Source organism: Sulfitobacter sp. HI0027 (genome assembly GCF_001634775.1).
Lineage (GTDB): Bacteria > Pseudomonadota > Alphaproteobacteria > Rhodobacterales > Rhodobacteraceae > Sulfitobacter.
In genome coordinates, this window is the sequence record NZ_LWER01000131.1 from 25,112 (window position 1) to 45,145 (window position 20,034).

The following is a 20,034-nucleotide window of genomic DNA, read 5'->3' on the forward strand; positions in this document are numbered from 1 at the left end:
ACGGCCGGGTAACCGACCGCACGCTCCCCTGCGCAACGCCCGCCTTACAGGCTCCGCACCCCCGGGCTGCGCCACTGCGATGCAGGCTCGATCATCAGCTCATGCAGCGCCCAGACCAGCGCATCGACCCGGTCCGGACTGCCTTTGCCCTCATACCCCCGCGCCGTCATCAGACACATCTGATCCTCCAATGCATCCAACCCCGGCAAATGGCTCACCCGCCCCTGCTCATAAAGCGCCGCCACCGGCTCTGCCCGCGCGACCTTGCCCCGCGCCGCATGCACCGTCTTAAGCGACACCAGCGGATCAACTTGCCGCAGCACCTCGGAAACCAACTGCCCCCCTTGGTTCACCTCGGCCACCAAACGGTCCGCCCCGTAGCGCGTCATCGCCGCAATCGCCGCCTGCGCCCAGCCATTGGGCGTGGCCCCCTGCACCGTGCAATCGGCCAAGACCACCGCCCGCCAATCTTGCGGCGACCCCTTGGTCTGCGCGCCCACCGCAACGATCCCACATTCATCCGAGCCCGCCCCACTTGTCGTTGCCGGGTCCAAACCCACCACGATCCGGTCCAGATCCGGCACCTCTCGCACCCGCCCCGCCTCCAGCAAAGCCGACGTCCACAGCGCCCCCTCTGCATCCGCCAGCAAAACCCCATCCAACTCCTGCCGCCCCAACCGCGTCCCGCGATAGCGCGCCCGCACTTCTTCGAGGAACGAGCTCGCCAGATTGGCCGCATTCGCCTCCGTCGGCGCATGAGTCGTCACCGTCGAGGGCGATTTCAACAACGCCTTCAACACATCCACATTGCGCGGCGTCGTCGTCACACAGACCTGAGGCCGCTCGCCCAAGCGCAGCGCAAACTGCAACTGGTCCCAAGCCTCCTGCCCGCGCTTCCATTTCGCCAGTTCATCCACCCATGCCGCATCAAACTGCGGCCCCCGCAGCCCTTCGGGATCATGCGCCGTATGCACCGTGGCAATCGACCCATTGGGCCAAACCAACCGCTTGCGCGTCGCCTCCCAATCGGGCCTCCGATCCGGTGGGCTACAGGCCAGTATCCCGCTGTCGCCAAAAATCATCACCTCGCGCACCTGCTCAATTGTCTCCCCCACCAGCGCCACGCGGCTACACGCCCCCGCATCCAACGGACGGCTCCCCTCAACCTTGCTACGCACCCATTCCGCCCCGGCGCGGGTCTTGCCCGCACCGCGCCCGCCCATGATCACCCATGTCCGCCAATCCCCCTCAGGCGGCAGCTGATGGTCCAAGGCCCAGAACTCGAACAAAAAAGGGAGAGCCAGAAGCTCTCCCTCATCTAGGTCATTCAGAAACTGCGCCTGGGTCTGAGCATCGGCGCAGGCGATCCAGCTTGCACCCGATGTCAGCCCGCGCCTTGTCCATGTCGAGGGCATAGCCCCCGCGCGCGATTCCAGCTTGTCGGTTTCGACAGTCATTCAGCGTGTTCTCCGCTTTCAGGCAATGCGCCAGCAGTCCCGCCACTTTGGACGTATTGCTGGACACCGCAGTTTCCTTGAGTTCCCCCCCGGACCGGGTCTGTTCCGTCAGACCTTCGATTTCCCGACGCAGCGCGCCGATTGCTTCTTGAAGACCGCGCAGAATTTCCGCGCTGTCTTCCGTCTCTTGCTCCGGGGTAATGATCGTCATCGCTTTACCTCTTGTTGGTTATCCCCAACCGAGCAGACACAAAAAAACGACCACCGGGTCACCCCGGGGCCGTTCGCCCATGTCCTCTAGCGTGTCACAAGTCCTACGTTAGACCGTGCGCAAAGTCAAGAAAAACTGTGTTAACAATACCTTACGCCATCGCGCGGAGAGCCCCGTCGGCAAGCAAAAACCCCGCTGTCTCCAGCGGGGTTTCTAGTCGTTTCAGTTACCACCTGTCGAGGCATTCCCGGCCGCTTCTGCGCCGCGCTCCGCCTCGATCTGACGCCAACGCGCCACGTTGCGGTTATGCTCATCCAAGGTCTCAGCAAAAGCGTGCCCCCCGGTGCCATCGGCAACGAAGAAGACGAAATCCGTCTCCGCCGGTTGCGCCGCAGCCATCAGGCTCGCGCGGCCCGGATTTGCAATCGGGGTCGGCGGCAGACCGTCGATCACATAGGTGTTCCACGGCGTTTCTGCCCGCAGTTCCGAACGACGCAGCCCGCGGCCCAGCACGCCCTTGCCCTCAGTCACACCATAGATCACCGTCGGATCCGTTTGCAAACGCATGCCTTGGTTCAGACGGTTCACGAAAACGCTCGCCACCTGCTCACGCTCCGCCGCCACACCGGTTTCCTTTTCGATGATCGAGGCAAGGATCAACAGTTCCTCCGGCGTCTCAATGGGCAGATCAGGGTCACGTGCCTCAAAGGCCTGCGCCAACAGCACCTGCTGCGCTGCCGTCATCCGCGCGATCACCTCGGCGCGGTCATCACCGGGGCGCACCTCATAGCTGTCTGGCGCAAGGCTGCCTTCAGCGGGGAGGTCTTCAACCTCACCGGTCAATTGCTCGACCTGTTTCAGCGCTTCGACAACCTGCCAGCTTGTCACGCCCTCGGCCAATGCCACACGAAACCGCGTGTCGTTCTTGCTAGAGATTTCGGAGTAAGCCTCAGGGGTCTCTTCCTCACCCGGCGTGAACTCCGCGCGCTCGACAAACCGGCTTGTGACCGGGTCCAACTCGCGGACCTGCACGCTTACGCGGTTCACGCCCACGCGGTACACAACCTCGGTGCCGCAGGTGCTGGCCCCGCCTTGGGTCACGATATCCACGATCCCCTGCATCGACGTGCCGGGTTGCACAAGAAAACTGCCCGCTTTCAGGCTGCTCGACTTCTCCTCGTAATCCGCGCCCATGCGAAAGAGCGCGGGCGAAGAGACCGCGCCCTGTTCCTCAAGGCTCTGGCTGACCTGCCGCATGTTCGAGCCGCGCTCGACCTGCACACAGATCGCCTGCTCCAATGGCCCTTCGGAGACATAGGTCGTCTTGCCCCAGAGGATGATCCCCCCAAGCAGAAACAGGCCGACCAACAGAAACGTCACGGCGTTAGAAGCGATATGGCGCCACATTTAGCGGACTTTCCCGAACAGTACCGATGCGTTTGTGCCGCCAAAGCCGAACGAATTGCTCAGGGCCACGTCGATCTTGCGCTCGACCTTTTTGTTGGGTGCCAGATCAATTGGTGTCTCAACCGCTGGGTTATCAAGGTTGATCGTCGGCGGCGCCACCTGATCGCGGATCGCGAGCATGCAGAAGATCGCCTCGATCGCGCCAGCAGCCCCCAAGAGGTGCCCGGTCGCGGATTTGGTCGAAGACATGGTGACCTTGTCCGCCGCATCGCCCATCAGACGCTCGACCGCGCCCAATTCAATCGTGTCAGCCATGGTCGAGGTGCCATGCGCGTTGATGTAATCGACATCCTTCGGCTCAAGCCCAGCATTCTTCAGCGCCGCCCGCATAGAGCGTTCGCCACCTTCGCCGTCTTCCGACGGTGCCGTGATGTGATGCGCGTCGCCCGACAGGCCATAGCCCAGCACTTCGGCATAGATCTTGGCACCGCGCGCCTTGGCGTGCTCATATTCTTCCAAGACCACGATGCCCGCGCCCTCACCCATGACGAAACCGTCGCGGTCCACATCATAGGGGCGGCTGGCTTTCTGCGGATCGTCGCCACGTTTGGTCGACAGCGCCTTACAAGCGTTGAAACCCGCCATGCCGATCTCGCAAATCGCCGCCTCTGCGCCGCCTGCAATCATCACATCCGCATCGCCGTATTTGATCAGACGCGCCGCGTCACCGATGGCATGCGCCCCGGTGGAGCAGGCGGTCACGACCGAATGGTTCGGCCCCTTGAAACCGTAGCGGATCGAGACCTGACCCGAGATCAGGTTGATCAACGCGCCGGGCACGAAGAACGGGCTCACGCGACGCGGACCCTTTTCGGCCATCATCACGGCGGTATTGGCAATGGAGTTCAACCCGCCGATGCCCGAGCCGATCAACACGCCAGTACGCTCTTGATCTTCCTTCTCGGTCGGCAACCACCCCGAATCCTCAACCGCCTGCTGGGCGGCGGCCATGCCGAACAGAATGAAGGTATCTACCTTCCGCTGCTCTTTCGGCTCCATGTATTTGTTTGCGTCAAAGGTGCCATCGCTGCCATCGCCCAAAGGCACTTCGCAGGCGTATTGGGTCACCAATTTGCTGGGATCAAAGCCGGTGATCGGTCCGGCTCCGGATTGCCCATTAAGGATCCGTTTCCAGCTTTCTTCCACGCCGTCCGCGAGGGGGGTAACCAAACCCAAACCCGTTACTACAACTCTGCGCATCTTAGTGCCCCTTGCCGATAATCTCTCGGCGAACCTCTTACCCTGCAAAAGCCTGTAGGCACAAGCATATCGGCGGTGGGCCGCAGGCATAGCACAAAAACGCCTATCTGCGGAATCGGGCGGCGATCACAGGCGGTAAGGGTCTGATGGCGCCGTTAGACTGGCGGCCCACGCCGGGTTAGCAGATGCACCGGGCCACCCGCTGTCTTTGCCTCCCGCAGCGGCTGATACCCAAGCGCGCCCGCGATCCGCAACGCCGCCTCATTGCCCCCCGAAATCATGCAAACCGTGCGGCCGGTGATCACCCGATCAAACCATTCATGCGCCGCGCGTGCGGCCTCAAACCCCAGACGCTGGTCCTGCGCCTGAGGCGCCAAGACCAGGCGCGCTTCGGGGTAAGTGTCGAAATCTTCACCGAAATTCCGTGAACCAAAGACGAAGCCCGTCTGCCCTAGCATCTCTCTTTGCCGATGAAGTTGCACCGCCCACTGCCCAAATCCCGTGATCTGCCAATGGCCTGCATTGCGCAGGAAGGCGTCCCAAGATTGCGCCTTCGCCCGAGGCCGATCAAGTATCCGGTCCGCCACATCCGGCATCGCCCAGATCTCAGCGTAACGCTCAAAATCCTCGGCCCGCATGGCACGCAATGTCAGTCTGGCTGTGTTGATGGTCGGGATCGTTCGGGACATGGGGTGAATTGCCTTCACGCTTGAAACTTCTTGGCGAAGACATGCGGCTTCGGCACCTAAGGAACAAGCCCACCCCGCTGCGACAAATAAAAACGGCGTCATTCCGCTAGGAACAACGCCGTTCTAAAATCTCAATTCCACCGGTCGCCCGGCAAAGCCTTAGGAGGCTTCTTTGATGAACTTAACCGCATCGCCAACGGTCTGGATGTTCTCAGCGGCGTCATCGGGGATCTCGATGCCGAACTCTTCTTCGAACGCCATCACCAGTTCCACGGTGTCAAGGCTGTCTGCGCCGAGATCGTCGATGAACGACGCATTCTCAGTCACTTTGTCCTCTTCCACGCTCAGGTGTTCTACAACGATCTTTTTCACGCGGTCTGCGACGTCGCTCATAATAAGTCCTCATGTCTTCGGGCCATTCAGGCCCCTTTTGGTTTCCGCCCGCCGATGATCAGCGTTTGGAGGATGCCCCAAAAGGGGCGGCTATTTTCCTTGTTCGCACAAGGCGGAGGGGGCAATCAAGCTCCCTTCGTTTCGATTCTGCGCCCCCTTTAGCACATGCCGAAGGCTTGGCAAACGCTATTGCAGCGCAGGGTCACAACATGGCCATACCGCCGTTCACATGCAAGGTGGTCCCTGTCACATAAGCAGCCTCGGCACTGGAAAGATAAACCACGGCGGCGGCAATTTCATCCGGATCACCCATGCGGCCTGCCGGAATTTGCCCCATGATTCCAGACTTTTGCTCGTCCGTCAGCTTGTCTGTCATCGCCGTGGTGATAAAGCCCGGTGCCACAGCATTCACGGTGATCCCACGGCTCGCCACCTCATAGGCCAGCGATTTGGACATGCCCACAACTCCCGCTTTGGAGGCCGCGTAGTTCGCCTGACCGGGGTTGCCCGTGGCCCCCACCACGCTTGAGATATTCACGATCCGGCCCCAACGCGCCTTCATCATCCCGCGCATCACGCCTTTGCACAGCTTAAACGTCGCGGTGAGGTTCACATTCAGCACGGAATTCCATTCATCATCCGACATGCGCATGAACAGGTTATCGCGCGTGATCCCGGCGTTATTCACCAGAATATCGACCGAGCCCATCGCCTCAGCCGCCTGTTTCGGCAGAGCATCGACGGCTTCCATGTCGCTCAGGTTACAGGGCAGCACATGCGCCCGCTCGCCCAATTCGGCCTTCAGCGCCTCCAGCGGTTCGGTCCGCGTGCCCGACAGCCCGACAGTCGCGCCTTGGGCGTGCAATTTGCGGGCGATATCCGCGCCAATGCCGCCCGAAGCGCCAGTGATCAGGGCATTCTTTCCTGTAAGATCGAACATGTCTCTTCCTTTATTCTATCAGTCAGGGCCGCGTCAGCAGCCCGTAGCGGCGGATTTCATCCGCTGTCATCTTGTGTATCCCGTCAGATGGCGCTGCCTGCAAGGTAAACCAGTAAAAGGCGTCATTGCCCAGCATCTCGGCCATATAGCGCCGTGTCATCTGGTGTTTGGGCGATTGCCGTGGATAGCTGCTGCCCTCGCGGTAGCCATTGCGCCATGAATGCACCCGGAGCGCCGCCCCCGGTGCCATGCGCCGCTCGGCCCCCGCGATGAACAGCTCGACACCGCCAGAATCAACCGCACTGCCCGACCGCAGCTCGGTCGCCAGCCCCAATCTGCGAATCTGTCGCCCCATACGGTGCGTCGCTGCCGCATCAATAGTGCCGTCGATCCGCCCCAGCACCACCGTATCAATCCGCGGATTCTCGGCCAGATGCCGCGCGAAAGCCGCAGGCGTCCGGCTGGTGATCGTGCCGGACATCAACAGGTACGGTCCCTGAACCTGCATCCGCGTGCCATCACTGGCGTTCTCAAGGGTGCCACAGGCCACAACTGAGAGCAGCAACGCAAATACGGCAATCAGCCGCCTCATGCCTCACGCCCCAGCGGCGTCCGCTCGCCCAAGATATAGCGCAGCACATCCACCACATCGAAGGCCAGCGAGATCAGCAAGGTGACCAAGATCACCCGGATGATCCACCGCGCCGCGATGGGCATGGCATCCTTGGCCTGTTTGCGGAACAGATAGACCGCCAGCGGCCCCCAGATCAGCAGATGCGGCAGACCGAGAAGTTTGACGTATCCCATTTGCCGGAACATGCCGTAAACCGCCGCTCCGGTAAGAATACTGGCGGCCACGGCAATCACCCCAACCTTGCGGCTCTGCGGCCAGATCAGCAGCGCCAAGGGCAAGACCGCCACAGCAAAGACCAGCCAGTTGAACCACCAGATCAGCCATTCCGGCAGCAGGGTCAGGGTTTCTTGCATCGTCATCTCGGCCCTCCGGGGCGTTACGTCTCTTTCACGGCTGTGACCTCATCCGGCGTGCCGATGCTGCGGGTGGCGAGGGATTTGTCGATCCGGCGGATCATGCCCGAAAGCGCCTTGCCCGCGCCGATCTCCCATGCTTCGGTGACACCCTGCGCGGCCATCCACTCAACCGAAGACCGCCAGCGCACCCGGCCTGTGACCTGCTCGACCAGCAACTCGCGAATCTTCGCGGCATCGGTGACCGCCTCGGCGGTGACATTCGCGACCAGCGGCACGGCGGGATCATTAAACGTAACCTCACCCAAAGCGCGCGCCATCTCATCCGCCGCCGGCCCCATCAACGGGCAATGGAAAGGCGCAGAGACCGGCAGCAGCAACGCGCGTTTGGCGCCAGCATCCTTGGCCATGGCCACGGCACGTTCCACTGCGGCTTTGTGGCCCGACAATACGTTCTGGCTGGGGTCGTTTTCATTGGCGACCTGACAGACCTCGCCTTCGGCGGCGGCTTCGGCCAGTTTCTCGGTCTCTTCGATGCCAAGGCCAAGGATCGCCGCCATGGCACCCTCGCCCACTGGGACAGCCGCCTGCATCGCCTTGCCGCGAATGCGCAGCAGCCGTGCGGTGTCGGCAAGCGACAGTGACCCTGCGGCGCAAAGCGCGGAATATTCGCCAAGACTATGGCCCGCCACATAGGCCGCTTTGCCAACCTCGATCCCTTCGGCCTTCAGCGCGGCCATCGCCGCCATCGACGTGGCCATCAACGCAGGCTGGGCGTTCTGTGTGAGGGTCAGCGTCTCGATGTCCCCCTCCCAGATCAGGTCAGACAGTTTTTCGCCAAGGGCGTCATCGACTTCTTGGAAAACGGCGCGGGCTTCAGGATAGGCTTCAGCCAGATCGCGGCCCATGCCGATGGTTTGGGCACCCTGGCCCGGGAAAACGAATGCAATGCTCATGGTTGCGGCCTCTCTTATGCGTTTTGCCTGATGTATCCTCTGCGCCCCAGCCGAACAAGCCTTGCCGCAGGCGCTTGGGGCTTGCCGTGCGGCGCAAACCGTGTATACGGGCGCTTCCTTGCAAAGCATATGAACCGCGCAGACTCTCGTGGTGGGGCCGCAAGGATAAATGCCCCGCCTATGAAATGCGCCTTGATATAAATAGGAGTGCACATGCCGCTTTATGAGCATGTTATGATTGCGCGTCAGGACCTGTCCAACACGCAAGCAGAAGGCCTCATCGAACACTTTGGCACCGTTCTCGCGGACAACGACGGCAAGCTCGTCGACAGCGAGTACTGGGGCGTCAAAACGATGGCCTACAAGATCAACAAAAACCGCAAGGGCCACTATGCCTTCCTGCGTTCGGACGCCCCCGCGACCGCCGTGCAGGAAATGGAGCGCCTGATGCGCCTGCATGATGACGTGATGCGCGTTCTGACCATCAAAGTTGATGAGCACAAAGAACTGCCGTCCGTACAGATGCAAAAGCGTGACGAGCGTTCCGAACGCCGCGAACGCCGTTGATCAACGCTTGAAGAAAAGGACTTAAATCATGGCTGCAAAACCATTTTTCCGTCGTCGTAAAGTGTGCCCCTTCTCGGGCGACAACGCACCTGCGATCGACTACAAGGACACACGTCTGCTGCAACGCTACATCTCTGAGCGTGGCAAGATCGTTCCTTCCCGTATCACCGCCGTATCGGCCAAGAAACAACGCGAGCTGGCCCGTGCCATCAAACGCGCTCGTTTCCTCGCCCTGCTGCCCTACGCCGTCAAGTAAGGAGAGAGCACATGCAAGTTATCCTTCTGGAACGTGTGGCCAAACTGGGCCAGATGGGCGAAGTCGTGGACGTAAAGCCCGGCTATGCTCGCAACTACCTGCTGCCGCAGGGCAAGGCGCTGTCGGCCTCCAAGGCCAACGTCGAAGCCTTTGAGGGCCAAAAAGCCCAGCTCGAAGCACAGAACCTCGAAACCAAAAAAGAAGCCGAGCAATTCGCCGAGAAGCTGAACGGTCAGCAGTTCGTCGTGATTCGCTCCGCTTCCGACGCCGGTGCGCTTTATGGCTCCGTCACCACCCGTGACGCCGCCGATGCCGCAACCGCCGAAGGGTTCACCGTCGACCGCAAGCAGGTCGTTCTGGGCAACCCGATCAAGGAACTGGGCGTGCATGACGTGCGCATCATCCTGCACCCCGAAGTCGATGCCACAATCGAGCTGAACGTCGCACGTTCGCCCGAAGAAGCCGAGCTTCAGGCGTCGGGCAAATCGATTCAGGAACTGGCCGCCGAAGAGGAAGCCGCAGCTGAATTTGAGATCTCCGAACTCTTCGACGACATCGGCTCTGCCGCTGACGAAGACGGCGACTCGGACGTGGTGCGCACCCCTGAGGGCGACGCGCAGGACGACAGCAACAGCTGATCCGACCTGTCCGATCTGACATGAAACGCCGCGCGGCTTTCCGCGCGGCGTTTTTTTATGCGCCGGCCTGTCGCAGGGCCTGCCTGCACCTCTCGTGCGAAATCCTGTAAAAACAGACCATTCTGTGCTATGCTACCTCCATTCAGCATGGAGGATGACACATGCGTTACATCACCATCACCACTTGGGAGATCGCCGATGGGGCGGATTACGACGTGGCCCTACGCGCCATCGAAGAAAAGCGATTGCCTGCCCTCAAAAGCTTTGGCGCCAGCCGCGTCACCGTGGTCCGCACCTCTGAGCGCACCAGTGCCGCAATCACCGAATGGCCCGACAAGGCCACGCGCGACGCTGCCGAGCTCAAGATCGACGAGGTCCGCCGCTCGGTAAAGCGCGAAGATCAGACCCGCATGACCGGTGAAATGAAAGGCGAAATCGTCGCCGACGTCTAAGCGTGGCGGAAAGCCGCGCTTTGCGCCCCAATCGCTGGGCAAGGGGCCGCGTATGTTTTGCCGACACGCTTGCCCGAGAGGCCCACAACGGTGATCTTCGCGCCGATATAACAAGCCTCGGTGCATCATGCCTCAGACAACACGCCGCATGTTTCTCTCTTTCATCGCTGCCACGGCACTCACCGCCTGCAATGCCGCTCCTGTAGTGTCGCATGTGCCCCCGCAGCGCCCGGCCCTGCCCCTCCACCCGAATGAGACGCCCGACCTGCGGCGCAAGATCAACCACTGGGCCGACTTCTACGACCTGCCGCGCCCTTTGGTTCATCGTCTGGCCATCCGCGAGAGCACCCATAACCCGCGCGCCCGCAACGGCCCATATTACGGCCTGCTGCAAATCCTGCCCGCCACGGCCCGATCTATGGGGTTCCAAGGCAGCCCGTCCGACCTTTTGGACGCCGACACCAATCTGAAATACGCCCTGAAATACCTGCGCGGCGCATGGCTTTTGTCTGACGGAGACCACGGCACGGCCATCAAATGGTACGCGCGGGGCTATTATTACGAAGCCAAGAAACGCGGCATGCTGGTGGAAACCGGCCTGAGGGATGGGTGATTAATTTTTAGGCTTGCGCGGCCTCACGCTTCGCCGCAGGTAGGTGTTAATCACGTTAAGAAGGAACGCCGCATGACCCTCCGCCTCAACCGCCGTCACTTTCTCGCCGGCTCTGCCGGTCTGCTGGCCCTTCACCCCTTCTCTCTCCGTGCTGCCGCCAATCAGGCGCACCTGCGCCTGATGGAGACGACAGACCTGCATGTGCATGTCTTTCCCTATGACTATTACGCCGACAAAGAGGTCGACACCGTCGGGCTTTCCCGCACCGCCAGCATCGTCAAGTCGATCCGCGCCGAGGCGACCAATACGCTGATGCTAGACAATGGCGACTTCCTGCAGGGCAATCCGATGGGCGATTACATCGCTTATGAGCGCGGCATGAAAGAAGGCGACATGCATCCGGTGATCCAAGCGATGAATACGCTTGGCTATGACGCCTCGACCTTGGGCAATCATGAATTCAACTACGGGCTTGATTTCTTGATGAAATCCCTCGCCGGGGCCGACTTCCCGGTGGTCAGCGCCAATGTCGTCAAAAAGGTCGGGGCCAAGCCCAGTGACGATGACACGCTGGTCAAACCCTATGTCCTGCTGGACCGAATGTTGACCGATGGCGCGGGAGAAGCCCATCCAATCAAGATCGGCATCATCGGCTTTGTCCCGCCGCAGATCATGGCATGGGACCGCCGCCATCTCGAAGGCAAAGTGCAGGCGCGCGACATCCTAGAGACTGCCCGCGCCTGGGTGCCGCAGATGAAAGAGGCTGGCGCCGATATCATCATCGCGCTGTCGCATTCGGGCATTGGGGCCGCCAAAGAAGAAGACATGATGGAGAACGCTTCCGTCCCCCTCGCCGCCGTTGAGGGGATCGACGCCATCATGACCGGGCACAGCCACCTCGTCTTCCCCTCGGGCAGCTATGCGGACTATCCTGGCGTGGATGTGAGCGCGGGCACGATCCACGGCAAGCCCGCCACCATGGGCGGCTTCTGGGGCAGCCATCTGGGCCTTATCGACCTGATGATGGAACGCGACGCGGGCGGTTGGCGCATCGCCAGCCACAGCGCCGAGGCGCGGGCCATTTCGCAGCGCAACGAAGACCGCTCGGTCATGCCGCTGGTGGAAAGCGACGCAGAGGTTCTGGCCTCGGTTCAGCAAGACCATGACGAAACGCTCGCTTATGTCCGCCGCGCCGTGGGCAAGACCGACGCCAATCTGCACAGCTATTTCGCGCTGGTGGCCGATGATCCGTCGGTGCAGGTCGTCTCAAACGCGCAGCGCTGGTACATCGCACAGATGCTGAAAGGGACCGAGCATGAGGGGCTGCCGATCCTGTCTGCCGCCGCCCCCTTCAAGGCTGGTGGCCGGGGCGGGCCAGAGTATTACACCGATGTGCCCAAAGGCGATGTGGCGATCAAGAACGTGGCTGACCTCTATCTCTATCCCAACACCGCCCGCGCCGTGCGCGTCACCGGCGCGCAGGTGAAGGATTGGCTGGAGCGGTCCGCGGGCATGTTCAACCAGATTACCCCCGGCGAGGCCAACCAGCCACTGCTGAACCCAGAGTTCCCCAGCTACAACTTCGATGTGATCGACGGCGTAAGCTATCAGATCGACCTTAGCCAGCCGTCTAAATTCGGCCCCAAGGGCACCGTGGCGAACTCTGAGGCGAACCGGATCGTGAACCTTGAGTTCGAAGGGCAACCGCTTGATCCCAATGCCGAATTTATCATCGCCACCAACAACTACCGCGCCAGCGGTGGCGGCGCATTCCCCGGCGCGAAGGGCGATACCATCGTCTTTGAAGGGCCCGACACCAACCGCGATGTGATTGTGCGCTATATCGTCGAAAAAGGAACCATCAGCCCCCGCGCCGATGGCAACTGGCGCTTTGCCCCCATGGAGGGCACCAGCGTGGTGTTCGAAACCGGACCGAAGGCCGCGGATTACGTGGATGAGGTGACCGGCGTGGCGATGGAGCAGGTCGGCGATACGGAAAACGGCTTCGCCCAATTCCGGATCACATTGTAAGCTGTACGAGTTGGGGGCGGACTAGAGCAGGCCGCCTCTCTCCGCCGCCACTTAAGTTTCGACGTTGCCACAGAGGGCATCACCCTCCTCGGGGGGCGTTGCTACGCTTGGGTTCCCCGGTACCACGCCGAAACCGCTAACGCCGCAACCATCTGCGACGTTGCAAAATCGCCCTCCGGGCGGAGAGAAAGCGTGGCCCGGTGCACCACCCGGAAGGAACATCTTCGATCCGTGGCTGATGCTCCTGCCAAGGTTCGGTAAACCTTCTGGCTCAGTCATTCGAGGCGGCAAGAAGGCCAGCAAACCGACTCTCACCACTGCCAAGTTTGGACATAGCGAAACCGCCCTCTGCAACTGAGGGTGATGCCCGCCATCCCGCCGGACGGCCCATTTCAACAACAACAACCCCCAAACGAAACAGGGGCGACGGTTGCCCGTCGCCCCTGCCCCGTAATCCGATCCGGTAAGACTTATTCGTCTTCCAGCTCTTCAACAGCTTTCTGAAGCTCTTCTTTCGAGATCTCTTTCTCGGTCACTTTGGCCTGTTCGACCACGTGATCGACAACCTTGTCTTCAAAGATCGGCGCGCGCATCTGCTGCTGCATCTGCTGGTTTTGCTGAACGAACTCAAAGAACTGGCGCTCTTGACCCGGATACTGACGCGCTTGGTTCATGATTGCTTGGGTCATCTCGGCGTCGGTCACCTGAACGTCGGCCTTCTGGCCCAGTTCGGCCAGCAGCAGGCCAAGACGCACGCGGCGCTCGGCCAGTGTCTTGTGCTCGTCTGAGGGCTCGATCTCGGGGTGATCGTGGCCTTCTACGTCAGGGTTTTCCTCGTGCCACAGCTGATGTGCGATCTGCTTGGCTTCGGCGTCAACCAGCGAGGGCGGCAGGTCAAAGCTTACTTCTTTGTCCAGCGCGTCCAGCAGGTTACGCTTCATCACGGCGCGCGAGGCACCGGCGTATTCCGCTTCCAGACGCTCGGCGATCTGACCTTTCAGCGCGTCGAGATCTTCGGCACCGAATTTCTTGGCCATCTCGTCGTTCACTTCAGCAGCGACGGGCTCTTTCACTTCTTTGACGGTGCAAGCGAAGGTCGCTTCCTTACCGGCCAGATGCTCGGCCTGATACTCTTCGGGGAAGTTCACGACGACGGACTTTTCTTCGCCCGCCTTAACGCCGACCAGCTGCTCTTCAAAGCCGGGGATGAAGGAGTTGGAGCCCAGAACCAGCGGGTAATCTTCGGCAGCGCCACCTTCGAATTCTTCACCGTCGACGGAGCCTTTGAAGTCGATCACAACCTGATCGCCATCTTCCGCCTTGGCGCCCTCTTTGCGGGCTTTGAAGTCTTGTGCGGTTTCGGCAAGGCTTGCCAGCGCTTCTTCGACGGCGGCGTCATCGGCCTTAACGACCATCTTTTCCAGCTCGATCTTGCTCAGATCGACTTCGGGGATTTCCGGCAGCTTTTCGTAAGCCATGGAGACCTCGACGTCGTCGCCTTCTTTCCAGTCCTCATTGGTCATTTTGACCTCGGGCTGCATCGCGGGGCGGTCGCCGGATGTCTCAAAATGCTCTGCTATGGCGCCATCGATGCTTTCCTGCATCGCTTCGCCCATGATCCGCTGGCCGAACTGCTTTTTCAGCAGCGCCATCGGAACCTTGCCCTTGCGGAAGCCCTTCATTTCGACTTCGGGCTGCGCTTCGGCCAGCTTTTCGTTGACCTTGGCTTCGAGTTCGGCGGCGGTCACGGTGATGTTGTAACCGCGTTTCAGACCTTCGTTCAGCGTCTCGTTGACCTGCATGTGTGCTCCATAGGGTAAGGCCGCGCAGCCGGGGCGCGGGCGAAAATTTGTGCCCTTCTATGGGGGTTGAACCGCCTGCGCAAGGGGGTCCGCGGCCCATCGCACCACATCCGCAGAAAACGCCCCCGCCCCTACGGCGGAACCCGCCCAGACCTCAGACCAAGAGCACCGCAATATAGCCCGCATAGGCCAGTCCAAAGACCGCTCCCTGACCGCGCGTCACGCGCCCGCCAAAGGCCGCGCAGGCGATCAGCGCCACGCTGGCCCCCAGCATCACCCAGATGTCGAGCGTGGCGTTCTGAGCGGCCACATTGACCGGCTGGATCACCGCCGTGACCCCCAGCACACCAAGGATGTTAAAGATGTTGGAGCCGACCACGTTGCCCAAAGCCACATCGCTCTGTCCGCGCCGGGCGGCGATGACCGATGTGACCAATTCCGGCATCGAGGTTCCCACCGCCACGATGGTCAACCCGATCACCGCCTCAGAGAGCCCCACGGCCTGCGCCAAGGCGACCGATCCCGTGACCAAAAACCGTGCCGAGACGATGGTCAGAACCAGCCCACCCAACAACCACAATAACGCCAGCCCGATCCGCGCCTGATCCGGTAAAGGCTCCGCCGCCTGCTGGCTGTCTCGATCACTGCGAAAGGTATAAATCAGGTAGGTCGCCAACCCCACGAGGGCCAAAATCCCCGCCAGCCGGTCGATGCGGCCCAGCATCACGAGGCCCAGACAAAGCAAGCTTGCCGCCAGCATCACTGTCCCGTCGCGCGCAAAGCTGCGCCGCGCGATGCCAATCGGCGCGATCAGTGCGGCAAGGCCGAGAATCAGCAGAATATTCGCGATGTTCGACCCGACGACATTGCCAAGCGCGATGTCCGGTGCCCCCAGCAAAGCCGCCTGAACCGAGGTCACCAATTCAGGCGCCGATGTGCCAAACCCCACGACCGTCAGACCGATCACCAGTGGCGATAGCCCAACCCGCTGCGCCAGCGCCACCGCACCGCGCACCAGATACTCCCCACCGAGCACGAGCCCCAGCAAACCGCCAAGGACAAACAGAATGTTCACGAGAAAAACTCACCGGTCTCAGACCATCGGGCGTCGCGGAGACCGCGCAGACGCCCGATGCAAATGGGCACGGGTGACAGGCATTCAAGGCCGCGCGGAAAATTCAGTTCCGCTGCGGCCGGGCGCTCACATGCCCAAGGCTTCTTTATACATCTCCATCACCGCTTCTTCTTCGGCGATGTCGTCCTTGTCACGCTTGCGCAGGGCGATCACCTTGCGCAGCACTTTGGTGTCGTAACCGCGCGACTTCGCTTCGGCCATCACCTCTTTTTGCTGCTCGGCGAGGTCTTTCTTTTCGGCGTCCAAACGCTCGATCCGCTCGACGAACTGGCGCAGCTCATTGGCGGTGACCCGGTAGGTCGCATCGCCTTGGGATTCGACGACATCGGGGTTGGTGCTGGTATCGCTCATGGAAAGTCCTCACGGATTGGCTGGCTCTGGCGGGTGTGACTACAGGCTGGATGCCCAGCCCGCAAGCGGGACTTGCCCCCCTTGGCGGTTTGGCGTAGCTCTGCCGCCATGGAAAGCGCAAACACATCTATTTTCGATCTCATGGTCTGGGGCGGCGCGGGTCTGTCCCTTCTGGGATTGCTCGGTCTTGGCTGGTGCATCGTCAAAGTGAGCCGTGCCAAACGCGCGCAGCTGGACGATGAGGCGATGCGCGTTGTATTGCGCAAAGTGGTGCCGTTGAACATGGGCGCGCTGTTTCTATCCGTCATCGGCTTGATGATGGTGATCCTCGGAATTTCGCTGGCCTGATCGGCAGGCTATGGCAGCATGTCTTAGCGGTGCTGGACAGAGCGGCTGCATCTGCTTAAATCGACGCATGGATATTCGCCAAATCACCCCCCGCTATTTCGTCGCCCCGCAGATTGAGCCCGGTGACATGGAAAGCCTGCGCGCCCAAGGCATCACCCGCATTCTGTGCAACCGCCCCGATGCAGAAGTGCCGCCCAGCCATCAAGCCGCCGCCATGCGCGAAGCGGCTGAGGCGGCGGGCATCGCCTTTGCCGAACAGCCGCTGACCCATCAGACTATGACCCCCGATGTCATTGCCAACAACCGCGCCCTTGGGGTCGAGACGGATGACACCGTGCTGGCCTATTGCGCCTCTGGCACCCGTTCGACCATCGCTTGGGCCTTGGGTCAGGCCGGGGAGATGGACAGCGACGCGATCATCGAAGCGGCGCGTCAGGGGGGCTATGACCTTGAGAACATGCGCCCGATGCTGGGCCAGAACTACAGCTAAGACCGCGTATCGGCCCCGACCACGGGGCCGACTACTGGGCCGGTGTCCTTTGCAGGCGGTGTCAGGACGCTCTGCGGCAATTGCACCCGGAACGCCGTGCCGGGCACATTCCCCAAAAAGCTGATCTCGCCGCCCAATCGGCACATGATCTCGCGACAGATGGCAAGGCCAAGCCCCGCGCCATCGCCCTCTCCGGTGATGCGCGAAAATTTCTCGAAAATCAGCGCCTCTGATCCTGCGTCGATGCCGTGGCCGTTGTCGACGAAATCGATCACCAAGCCCTGCGCCGTGACCTGTGCCGAGATCATCAGTTGCGGCTGATCTGCAGCGCAGTATTTGCGAGCATTGGTGACGAGGTTGATGAACACCTGCACCAGCCGGTCCAGGTCGCTCGTCAGGGTGATATCCTCAGCCTGAGCATCGCGCAGAACCTCAAGCGGGCGCGTGGCCCCGGCCAGCGCCGTGGTCACCGCCAGATCGAGCAGGTCGCGCAGGTTGCCCTCCCGCTGGTTCAGCGTCACCTGCCCGTTCTCCAGCACAGACAGGTCCAGCAGATCGTCCAAGAGCCGCGTCAGGCGGATCGTCTCGCTGTGGATAATCGTGGCGTAGCGATTCTTATCCGCGTCCGTGAGGCCCGGCGCATCGCGTAGAATTTCCGAGAACGACCGGATCGAGGTCATCGGCGTGCGCAACTCATGGCTGATCTGGCTCAGAAAACTGTCCTTTTGCAGCGACAATTGCGTGAGCTTCTCATTTGCCGCGCGCAGCTGCGCCGCCGTTTCGGTCAACTCCCGCGATTTGGTTTCAAGCTGACTGGAATACTCCAACATCTGCGCGGATTCGTCGGCCACGGCGAGCAGGTCCTGCACCGAAACAGACGCCCCGCCGACGATCTGCGCCACCATCGCATGGGCCGTCGCCGCGCCAACGGAGGCCGCCAATTCCCGCTCCAAGGCCTGTACGAATCGCGGCGTGGGTTCCGGCAGACGTTGCCCATGCCCTTGCCGTTCAGCCTCTCGCGCAAAGAACGCCTGCGCCTCCGTCGCGCCCAAGATCCGCTGCGCCATGATCATTAAGTCTTCGCTGCCCGCGACTGAGGCCGTCCACCCCCGCGCCGGGCCGGAATGGTCAAAGACATTAACGAATTGCGCGCCCTGAAGCCGCTCCAGCGGCGCGGGAAAGCTGAAAAGCGAGACGACCACAAAAACCAGCGTGTTCAACGCAAGGCTCCAGACCACCGCATGCACGGTCGGATCGATCCCGGCGATGCCAAAGAGCGCCTCGGGGCGCAGCCATGCCAGCCCCCAAAGCCCGCTCTCCAAGGTCGCGCTCGACAATGCCACATCCGCGCCGAAACTGGGCAGCAGCATTGTAAAGACCCACAGCGCAAAGCCCGTGCCCAGCCCACAAAGCGCGCCTGCCCGCGTGGCACCGCGCCAGAGCACGCCGCCCAGCATCGCTGGCAAAAACTGCGCCACCCCGCCGAAAGAGATCGTGCCAATTGCCGCCAGCGCCCCGCTGCCGCCCGAGGCGCGGTAGTAGAGGTAGCCTAGCCCGACCACGCAAAAGATCGACAGCCGCCGCGCGAGGATCACGATATTGCGCACATCTCCCGATTGCGTGGCCCCATCGCGCCGCATAGCCAGCCAGATCGGCATGACGATGTGGTTGCTGACCATCGTCGACAGCGCCAGCGTGGCGACGATCACCATCGACGTGGCCGAGGAAAAACCGCCCAAGAAAGACAGCATCGCCAGCCCGTTCTGCCCTTGGCTGAGCGGCAGGCTCAGCACGAAAAGATCGGGGTTTGCGCCCTCCGGCATCAGGTCCAGCCCCACGACCGCGATTGGCACGACGAAAAGGCTCATCAACATCAGATAAAGCGGGAAGGCCCAACTAGCGATTTGCAGCTGCCGCTCGTCGTCATTCTCAACGACCATCACCTGAAACATGCGCGGCAGGCACAAAAGCGCGGCCCCCGAAAGGACCGTCAGCGCGGCCCAACGGCTGCCCTGCACCTCCCACTGGCCAATGTCCGAGGCATCGATCCGCGCCAATGTCTCACCCAAGCCTCCGGCAAGACCCCAGATCACGTAGATACCGACCGCCACCAGCGCCAGCAGCTTGACCACAGCCTCCACCGCGATGGCGATGACAACGCCGTGGTGCCGCTCGTTCACGTTCAGGTTCCGTGTGCCGAAAAGCACCGTAAACAGCGTCAGCCCCGCCGCCACCCACAGGGCGGCCTGCCCGCGGTTGATGACATCGCCCCCCGCCTCGGCCAGCGGCACATCGGGGGCGGCGAAAATCGACAGAGACAAGATAACTGATTGCAATTGCAGCGCAATATAGGGCGTCACGCCGATCACGGCCATGACCGTCACCACGATCGCCAGCGTGTTGGATTTGCCGTAGCGCGACGAAATCAGGTCAGCGATTGAGGTCACCCGGTGGCTCCGCCCGATGCGCACCAGCCGTCGCAAGCCCCACCACCAGCCGATCATCACCAGCGAAGGGCCGAGGTAGATGGTCACATACTCCAACCCTGAGCGCGCGGCGTAGCCCACCGCGCCGTAAAAGGTCCAAGCGGTGCAGTAGATCGACAGCGACAGGGTATAGACCAACGGTGAGCGCAGCAGCCAGCCGCCCTGCCCGCGCAGGGCCGCGCGTTCGGCGGCAAAGGCCACGATGAACAGCCCCGCGACATACATCAGACAGACCGCGACCAACTGGTTGAGCGACACCATCAGCGCGGCCCGTCTTTGGTATCGGCACCCCCGTCCGACGCCACATCGCGCGTGCGCCGCCAGAGCGCCCATGTCGCCAAGATCAGCAACGCCCAAACCCCAAAGAGATAGCGCAGCGCCACGCTCATCGCGATTGTCGGCTCACTCGGTTCGAGGGTGGCGTCAGGCAGGATCTCTGGCACGGGCCACAGCAACGGCACCATCCAAAGCATCAGCCCCAGAAACGGCAGCAACCGCACCGCATCCATCATGCGCCGCTGGCGGTAGCCGCGTTTTTCCAAAAAGATCGGAGCGCGTGGCATGG

Annotated in this window: 23 protein-coding genes; 8 read left to right on the forward strand and 15 right to left on the reverse strand. The window is 61.6% G+C overall.

Annotation, left to right across the window (positions count from 1 at the left end; genetic code table 11):
* Nucleotides 1-44: 44 nt before the first annotated feature.
* The 10 genes from A3722_RS06735 to fabD all read right to left on the reverse strand — a co-directional run bounded on the left by A3722_RS06735 (nt 45) and on the right by fabD (nt 8,300).
* Nucleotides 45-1,415, reverse strand: a complete 1,371-nt coding sequence (locus tag A3722_RS06735; RefSeq protein WP_443068775.1) for a DNA-packaging protein — start codon at nt 1,413-1,415, stop codon at nt 45-47.
* The gene (locus tag A3722_RS06740; protein ID WP_067626647.1) at nt 1,324-1,668 is read right to left on the reverse strand and encodes a hypothetical protein; all 345 of its coding nucleotides are present in this window, start codon (nt 1,666-1,668) and stop codon (nt 1,324-1,326) included. Before A3722_RS06740 ends, A3722_RS06735 begins: the two co-directional genes overlap by 92 nt.
* A gap of 222 nt (nt 1,669-1,890) precedes the next feature.
* Nucleotides 1,891-3,075, reverse strand: a complete 1,185-nt coding sequence (mltG, locus tag A3722_RS06745; RefSeq protein ID WP_067626649.1) for an endolytic transglycosylase MltG — start codon at nt 3,073-3,075, stop codon at nt 1,891-1,893.
* Nucleotides 3,076-4,335, reverse strand: coding sequence for a beta-ketoacyl-ACP synthase II (gene fabF / locus A3722_RS06750; protein WP_067626651.1), 1,260 nt, complete (start codon nt 4,333-4,335; stop codon nt 3,076-3,078).
* Between the two features lie 155 nt (nt 4,336-4,490).
* Nucleotides 4,491-5,024 (reverse strand): GNAT family N-acetyltransferase, encoded by a 534-nt coding sequence (locus tag A3722_RS06755; RefSeq protein WP_067626652.1) that lies wholly within the window; start codon nt 5,022-5,024, stop codon nt 4,491-4,493.
* Nucleotides 5,025-5,183: 159 nt separating this feature from the next.
* Nucleotides 5,184-5,417 (reverse strand): acyl carrier protein, encoded by a 234-nt coding sequence (locus tag A3722_RS06760; protein ID WP_067261852.1) that lies wholly within the window; start codon nt 5,415-5,417, stop codon nt 5,184-5,186.
* 202 nt (nt 5,418-5,619) lie between these two features.
* Nucleotides 5,620-6,357, reverse strand: a complete 738-nt coding sequence (gene fabG, locus A3722_RS06765; RefSeq protein ID WP_067626654.1) for a 3-oxoacyl-[acyl-carrier-protein] reductase — start codon at nt 6,355-6,357, stop codon at nt 5,620-5,622.
* Between the two features lie 22 nt (nt 6,358-6,379).
* Complete coding sequence (locus A3722_RS06770) at nt 6,380-6,949, reverse strand: hypothetical protein (RefSeq protein ID WP_067626656.1); 570 nt, start codon at nt 6,947-6,949, stop codon at nt 6,380-6,382.
* On the reverse strand, nt 6,946-7,350 hold the full coding sequence (locus A3722_RS06775) for a hypothetical protein (protein ID WP_067626658.1): 405 nt from the start codon (nt 7,348-7,350) through the stop codon (nt 6,946-6,948). Before A3722_RS06775 ends, A3722_RS06770 begins: the two co-directional genes overlap by 4 nt.
* A gap of 17 nt (nt 7,351-7,367) precedes the next feature.
* Nucleotides 7,368-8,300 carry an ACP S-malonyltransferase gene (gene fabD / locus A3722_RS06780; protein ID WP_067626660.1) on the reverse strand — a complete coding sequence of 311 codons (933 nt, stop codon included), beginning with the start codon at nt 8,298-8,300 and terminating at the stop codon, nt 7,368-7,370.
* A 213-nt stretch (nt 8,301-8,513) separates the two neighbouring features.
* Here fabD and rpsF point away from each other — a divergent pair, with 213 nt between their 5' ends.
* The 6 genes from rpsF to A3722_RS06810 all read left to right on the forward strand — a co-directional run bounded on the left by rpsF (nt 8,514) and on the right by A3722_RS06810 (nt 12,857).
* Nucleotides 8,514-8,867 (forward strand): 30S ribosomal protein S6, encoded by a 354-nt coding sequence (gene rpsF / locus A3722_RS06785; RefSeq protein ID WP_067626662.1) that lies wholly within the window; start codon nt 8,514-8,516, stop codon nt 8,865-8,867.
* Between the two features lie 28 nt (nt 8,868-8,895).
* Nucleotides 8,896-9,123 carry a 30S ribosomal protein S18 gene (gene rpsR, locus A3722_RS06790; RefSeq protein ID WP_005852865.1) on the forward strand — a complete coding sequence of 76 codons (228 nt, stop codon included), beginning with the start codon at nt 8,896-8,898 and terminating at the stop codon, nt 9,121-9,123.
* 11 nt (nt 9,124-9,134) lie between these two features.
* On the forward strand, nt 9,135-9,761 hold the full coding sequence (rplI, locus tag A3722_RS06795; protein ID WP_067626664.1) for a 50S ribosomal protein L9: 627 nt from the start codon (nt 9,135-9,137) through the stop codon (nt 9,759-9,761).
* A 161-nt stretch (nt 9,762-9,922) separates the two neighbouring features.
* Complete coding sequence (locus A3722_RS06800; RefSeq protein WP_067626666.1) at nt 9,923-10,213, forward strand: hypothetical protein; 291 nt, start codon at nt 9,923-9,925, stop codon at nt 10,211-10,213.
* Nucleotides 10,214-10,340: 127 nt separating this feature from the next.
* Entirely contained in the window at nt 10,341-10,826 is a 486-nt protein-coding gene (locus A3722_RS06805; protein ID WP_150120451.1) for a transglycosylase SLT domain-containing protein, read from the forward strand.
* Nucleotides 10,827-10,898: 72 nt separating this feature from the next.
* Nucleotides 10,899-12,857 carry a bifunctional 2',3'-cyclic-nucleotide 2'-phosphodiesterase/3'-nucleotidase gene (locus tag A3722_RS06810; RefSeq protein WP_067628313.1) on the forward strand — a complete coding sequence of 653 codons (1,959 nt, stop codon included), beginning with the start codon at nt 10,899-10,901 and terminating at the stop codon, nt 12,855-12,857.
* Nucleotides 12,858-13,327: 470 nt separating this feature from the next.
* Here A3722_RS06810 and tig read toward each other — a convergent pair whose 3' ends face one another.
* The 3 genes from tig to A3722_RS06825 form a co-directional block, all read right to left on the reverse strand.
* Nucleotides 13,328-14,659 (reverse strand): trigger factor, encoded by a 1,332-nt coding sequence (gene tig, locus A3722_RS06815; protein ID WP_067628315.1) that lies wholly within the window; start codon nt 14,657-14,659, stop codon nt 13,328-13,330.
* Between the two features lie 154 nt (nt 14,660-14,813).
* Nucleotides 14,814-15,734 (reverse strand): calcium/sodium antiporter, encoded by a 921-nt coding sequence (locus A3722_RS06820; protein WP_067628317.1) that lies wholly within the window; start codon nt 15,732-15,734, stop codon nt 14,814-14,816.
* Nucleotides 15,735-15,860: 126 nt separating this feature from the next.
* Nucleotides 15,861-16,145: a DUF2312 domain-containing protein gene (locus tag A3722_RS06825; RefSeq protein WP_067261835.1), complete on the reverse strand. Its 285-nt coding sequence runs from the start codon at nt 16,143-16,145 to the stop codon at nt 15,861-15,863.
* Nucleotides 16,146-16,253: 108 nt separating this feature from the next.
* Here A3722_RS06825 and A3722_RS06830 point away from each other — a divergent pair, with 108 nt between their 5' ends.
* Nucleotides 16,254-16,493: a hypothetical protein gene (locus A3722_RS06830; protein WP_150120219.1), complete on the forward strand. Its 240-nt coding sequence runs from the start codon at nt 16,254-16,256 to the stop codon at nt 16,491-16,493.
* 67 nt (nt 16,494-16,560) lie between these two features.
* Nucleotides 16,561-16,983 carry a TIGR01244 family sulfur transferase gene (locus tag A3722_RS06835; RefSeq protein WP_067628319.1) on the forward strand — a complete coding sequence of 141 codons (423 nt, stop codon included), beginning with the start codon at nt 16,561-16,563 and terminating at the stop codon, nt 16,981-16,983.
* On the opposite strand, the gene A3722_RS06840 is transcribed toward A3722_RS06835, so the two are convergent.
* Both A3722_RS06840 and A3722_RS06845 read right to left on the reverse strand, forming a co-directional pair.
* The gene (locus A3722_RS06840; protein ID WP_067628321.1) at nt 16,980-19,730 is read right to left on the reverse strand and encodes an ATP-binding protein; all 2,751 of its coding nucleotides are present in this window, start codon (nt 19,728-19,730) and stop codon (nt 16,980-16,982) included. The two genes, A3722_RS06835 and A3722_RS06840, sit on opposite strands and share 4 nt — an antisense overlap.
* Complete coding sequence (locus tag A3722_RS06845) at nt 19,730-20,032, reverse strand: hypothetical protein (RefSeq protein WP_067628323.1); 303 nt, start codon at nt 20,030-20,032, stop codon at nt 19,730-19,732. The genes A3722_RS06840 and A3722_RS06845 overlap by 1 nt, the downstream gene beginning before the upstream one ends.
* Nucleotides 20,033-20,034 lie beyond the last annotated feature (2 nt).

What these genes read in the sequence shown, in the direction of transcription:
- A3722_RS06735 (WP_443068775.1), bottom strand. Translation starts at nt 1,415, where the DNA reads ATGCCCTCGACATGGACAAGGCGCGGGCTGACATCGGGTGCAAGCTGG.
- A3722_RS06740 (WP_067626647.1), bottom strand. Translation starts at nt 1,668, where the DNA reads ATGACGATCATTACCCCGGAGCAAGAGACGGAAGACAGCGCGGAAATT.
- mltG (WP_067626649.1), bottom strand. Translation starts at nt 3,075, where the DNA reads ATGTGGCGCCATATCGCTTCTAACGCCGTGACGTTTCTGTTGGTCGGC.
- fabF (WP_067626651.1), bottom strand. Translation starts at nt 4,335, where the DNA reads ATGCGCAGAGTTGTAGTAACGGGTTTGGGTTTGGTTACCCCCCTCGCG.
- A3722_RS06755 (WP_067626652.1), bottom strand. Translation starts at nt 5,024, where the DNA reads ATGTCCCGAACGATCCCGACCATCAACACAGCCAGACTGACATTGCGT.
- A3722_RS06760 (WP_067261852.1), bottom strand. Translation starts at nt 5,417, where the DNA reads ATGAGCGACGTCGCAGACCGCGTGAAAAAGATCGTTGTAGAACACCTG.
- fabG (WP_067626654.1), bottom strand. Translation starts at nt 6,357, where the DNA reads ATGTTCGATCTTACAGGAAAGAATGCCCTGATCACTGGCGCTTCGGGC.
- A3722_RS06770 (WP_067626656.1), bottom strand. Translation starts at nt 6,949, where the DNA reads ATGAGGCGGCTGATTGCCGTATTTGCGTTGCTGCTCTCAGTTGTGGCC.
- A3722_RS06775 (WP_067626658.1), bottom strand. Translation starts at nt 7,350, where the DNA reads ATGACGATGCAAGAAACCCTGACCCTGCTGCCGGAATGGCTGATCTGG.
- fabD (WP_067626660.1), bottom strand. Translation starts at nt 8,300, where the DNA reads ATGAGCATTGCATTCGTTTTCCCGGGCCAGGGTGCCCAAACCATCGGC.
- rpsF (WP_067626662.1), top strand. Translation starts at nt 8,514, where the DNA reads ATGCCGCTTTATGAGCATGTTATGATTGCGCGTCAGGACCTGTCCAAC.
- rpsR (WP_005852865.1), top strand. Translation starts at nt 8,896, where the DNA reads ATGGCTGCAAAACCATTTTTCCGTCGTCGTAAAGTGTGCCCCTTCTCG.
- rplI (WP_067626664.1), top strand. Translation starts at nt 9,135, where the DNA reads ATGCAAGTTATCCTTCTGGAACGTGTGGCCAAACTGGGCCAGATGGGC.
- A3722_RS06800 (WP_067626666.1), top strand. Translation starts at nt 9,923, where the DNA reads ATGCGTTACATCACCATCACCACTTGGGAGATCGCCGATGGGGCGGAT.
- A3722_RS06805 (WP_150120451.1), top strand. Translation starts at nt 10,341, where the DNA reads ATGCCTCAGACAACACGCCGCATGTTTCTCTCTTTCATCGCTGCCACG.
- A3722_RS06810 (WP_067628313.1), top strand. Translation starts at nt 10,899, where the DNA reads ATGACCCTCCGCCTCAACCGCCGTCACTTTCTCGCCGGCTCTGCCGGT.
- tig (WP_067628315.1), bottom strand. Translation starts at nt 14,659, where the DNA reads ATGCAGGTCAACGAGACGCTGAACGAAGGTCTGAAACGCGGTTACAAC.
- A3722_RS06825 (WP_067261835.1), bottom strand. Translation starts at nt 16,145, where the DNA reads ATGAGCGATACCAGCACCAACCCCGATGTCGTCGAATCCCAAGGCGAT.
- A3722_RS06830 (WP_150120219.1), top strand. Translation starts at nt 16,254, where the DNA reads ATGGAAAGCGCAAACACATCTATTTTCGATCTCATGGTCTGGGGCGGC.
- A3722_RS06835 (WP_067628319.1), top strand. Translation starts at nt 16,561, where the DNA reads ATGGATATTCGCCAAATCACCCCCCGCTATTTCGTCGCCCCGCAGATT.
- A3722_RS06840 (WP_067628321.1), bottom strand. Translation starts at nt 19,730, where the DNA reads ATGGTGTCGCTCAACCAGTTGGTCGCGGTCTGTCTGATGTATGTCGCG.
- A3722_RS06845 (WP_067628323.1), bottom strand. Translation starts at nt 20,032, where the DNA reads ATGCCACGCGCTCCGATCTTTTTGGAAAAACGCGGCTACCGCCAGCGG.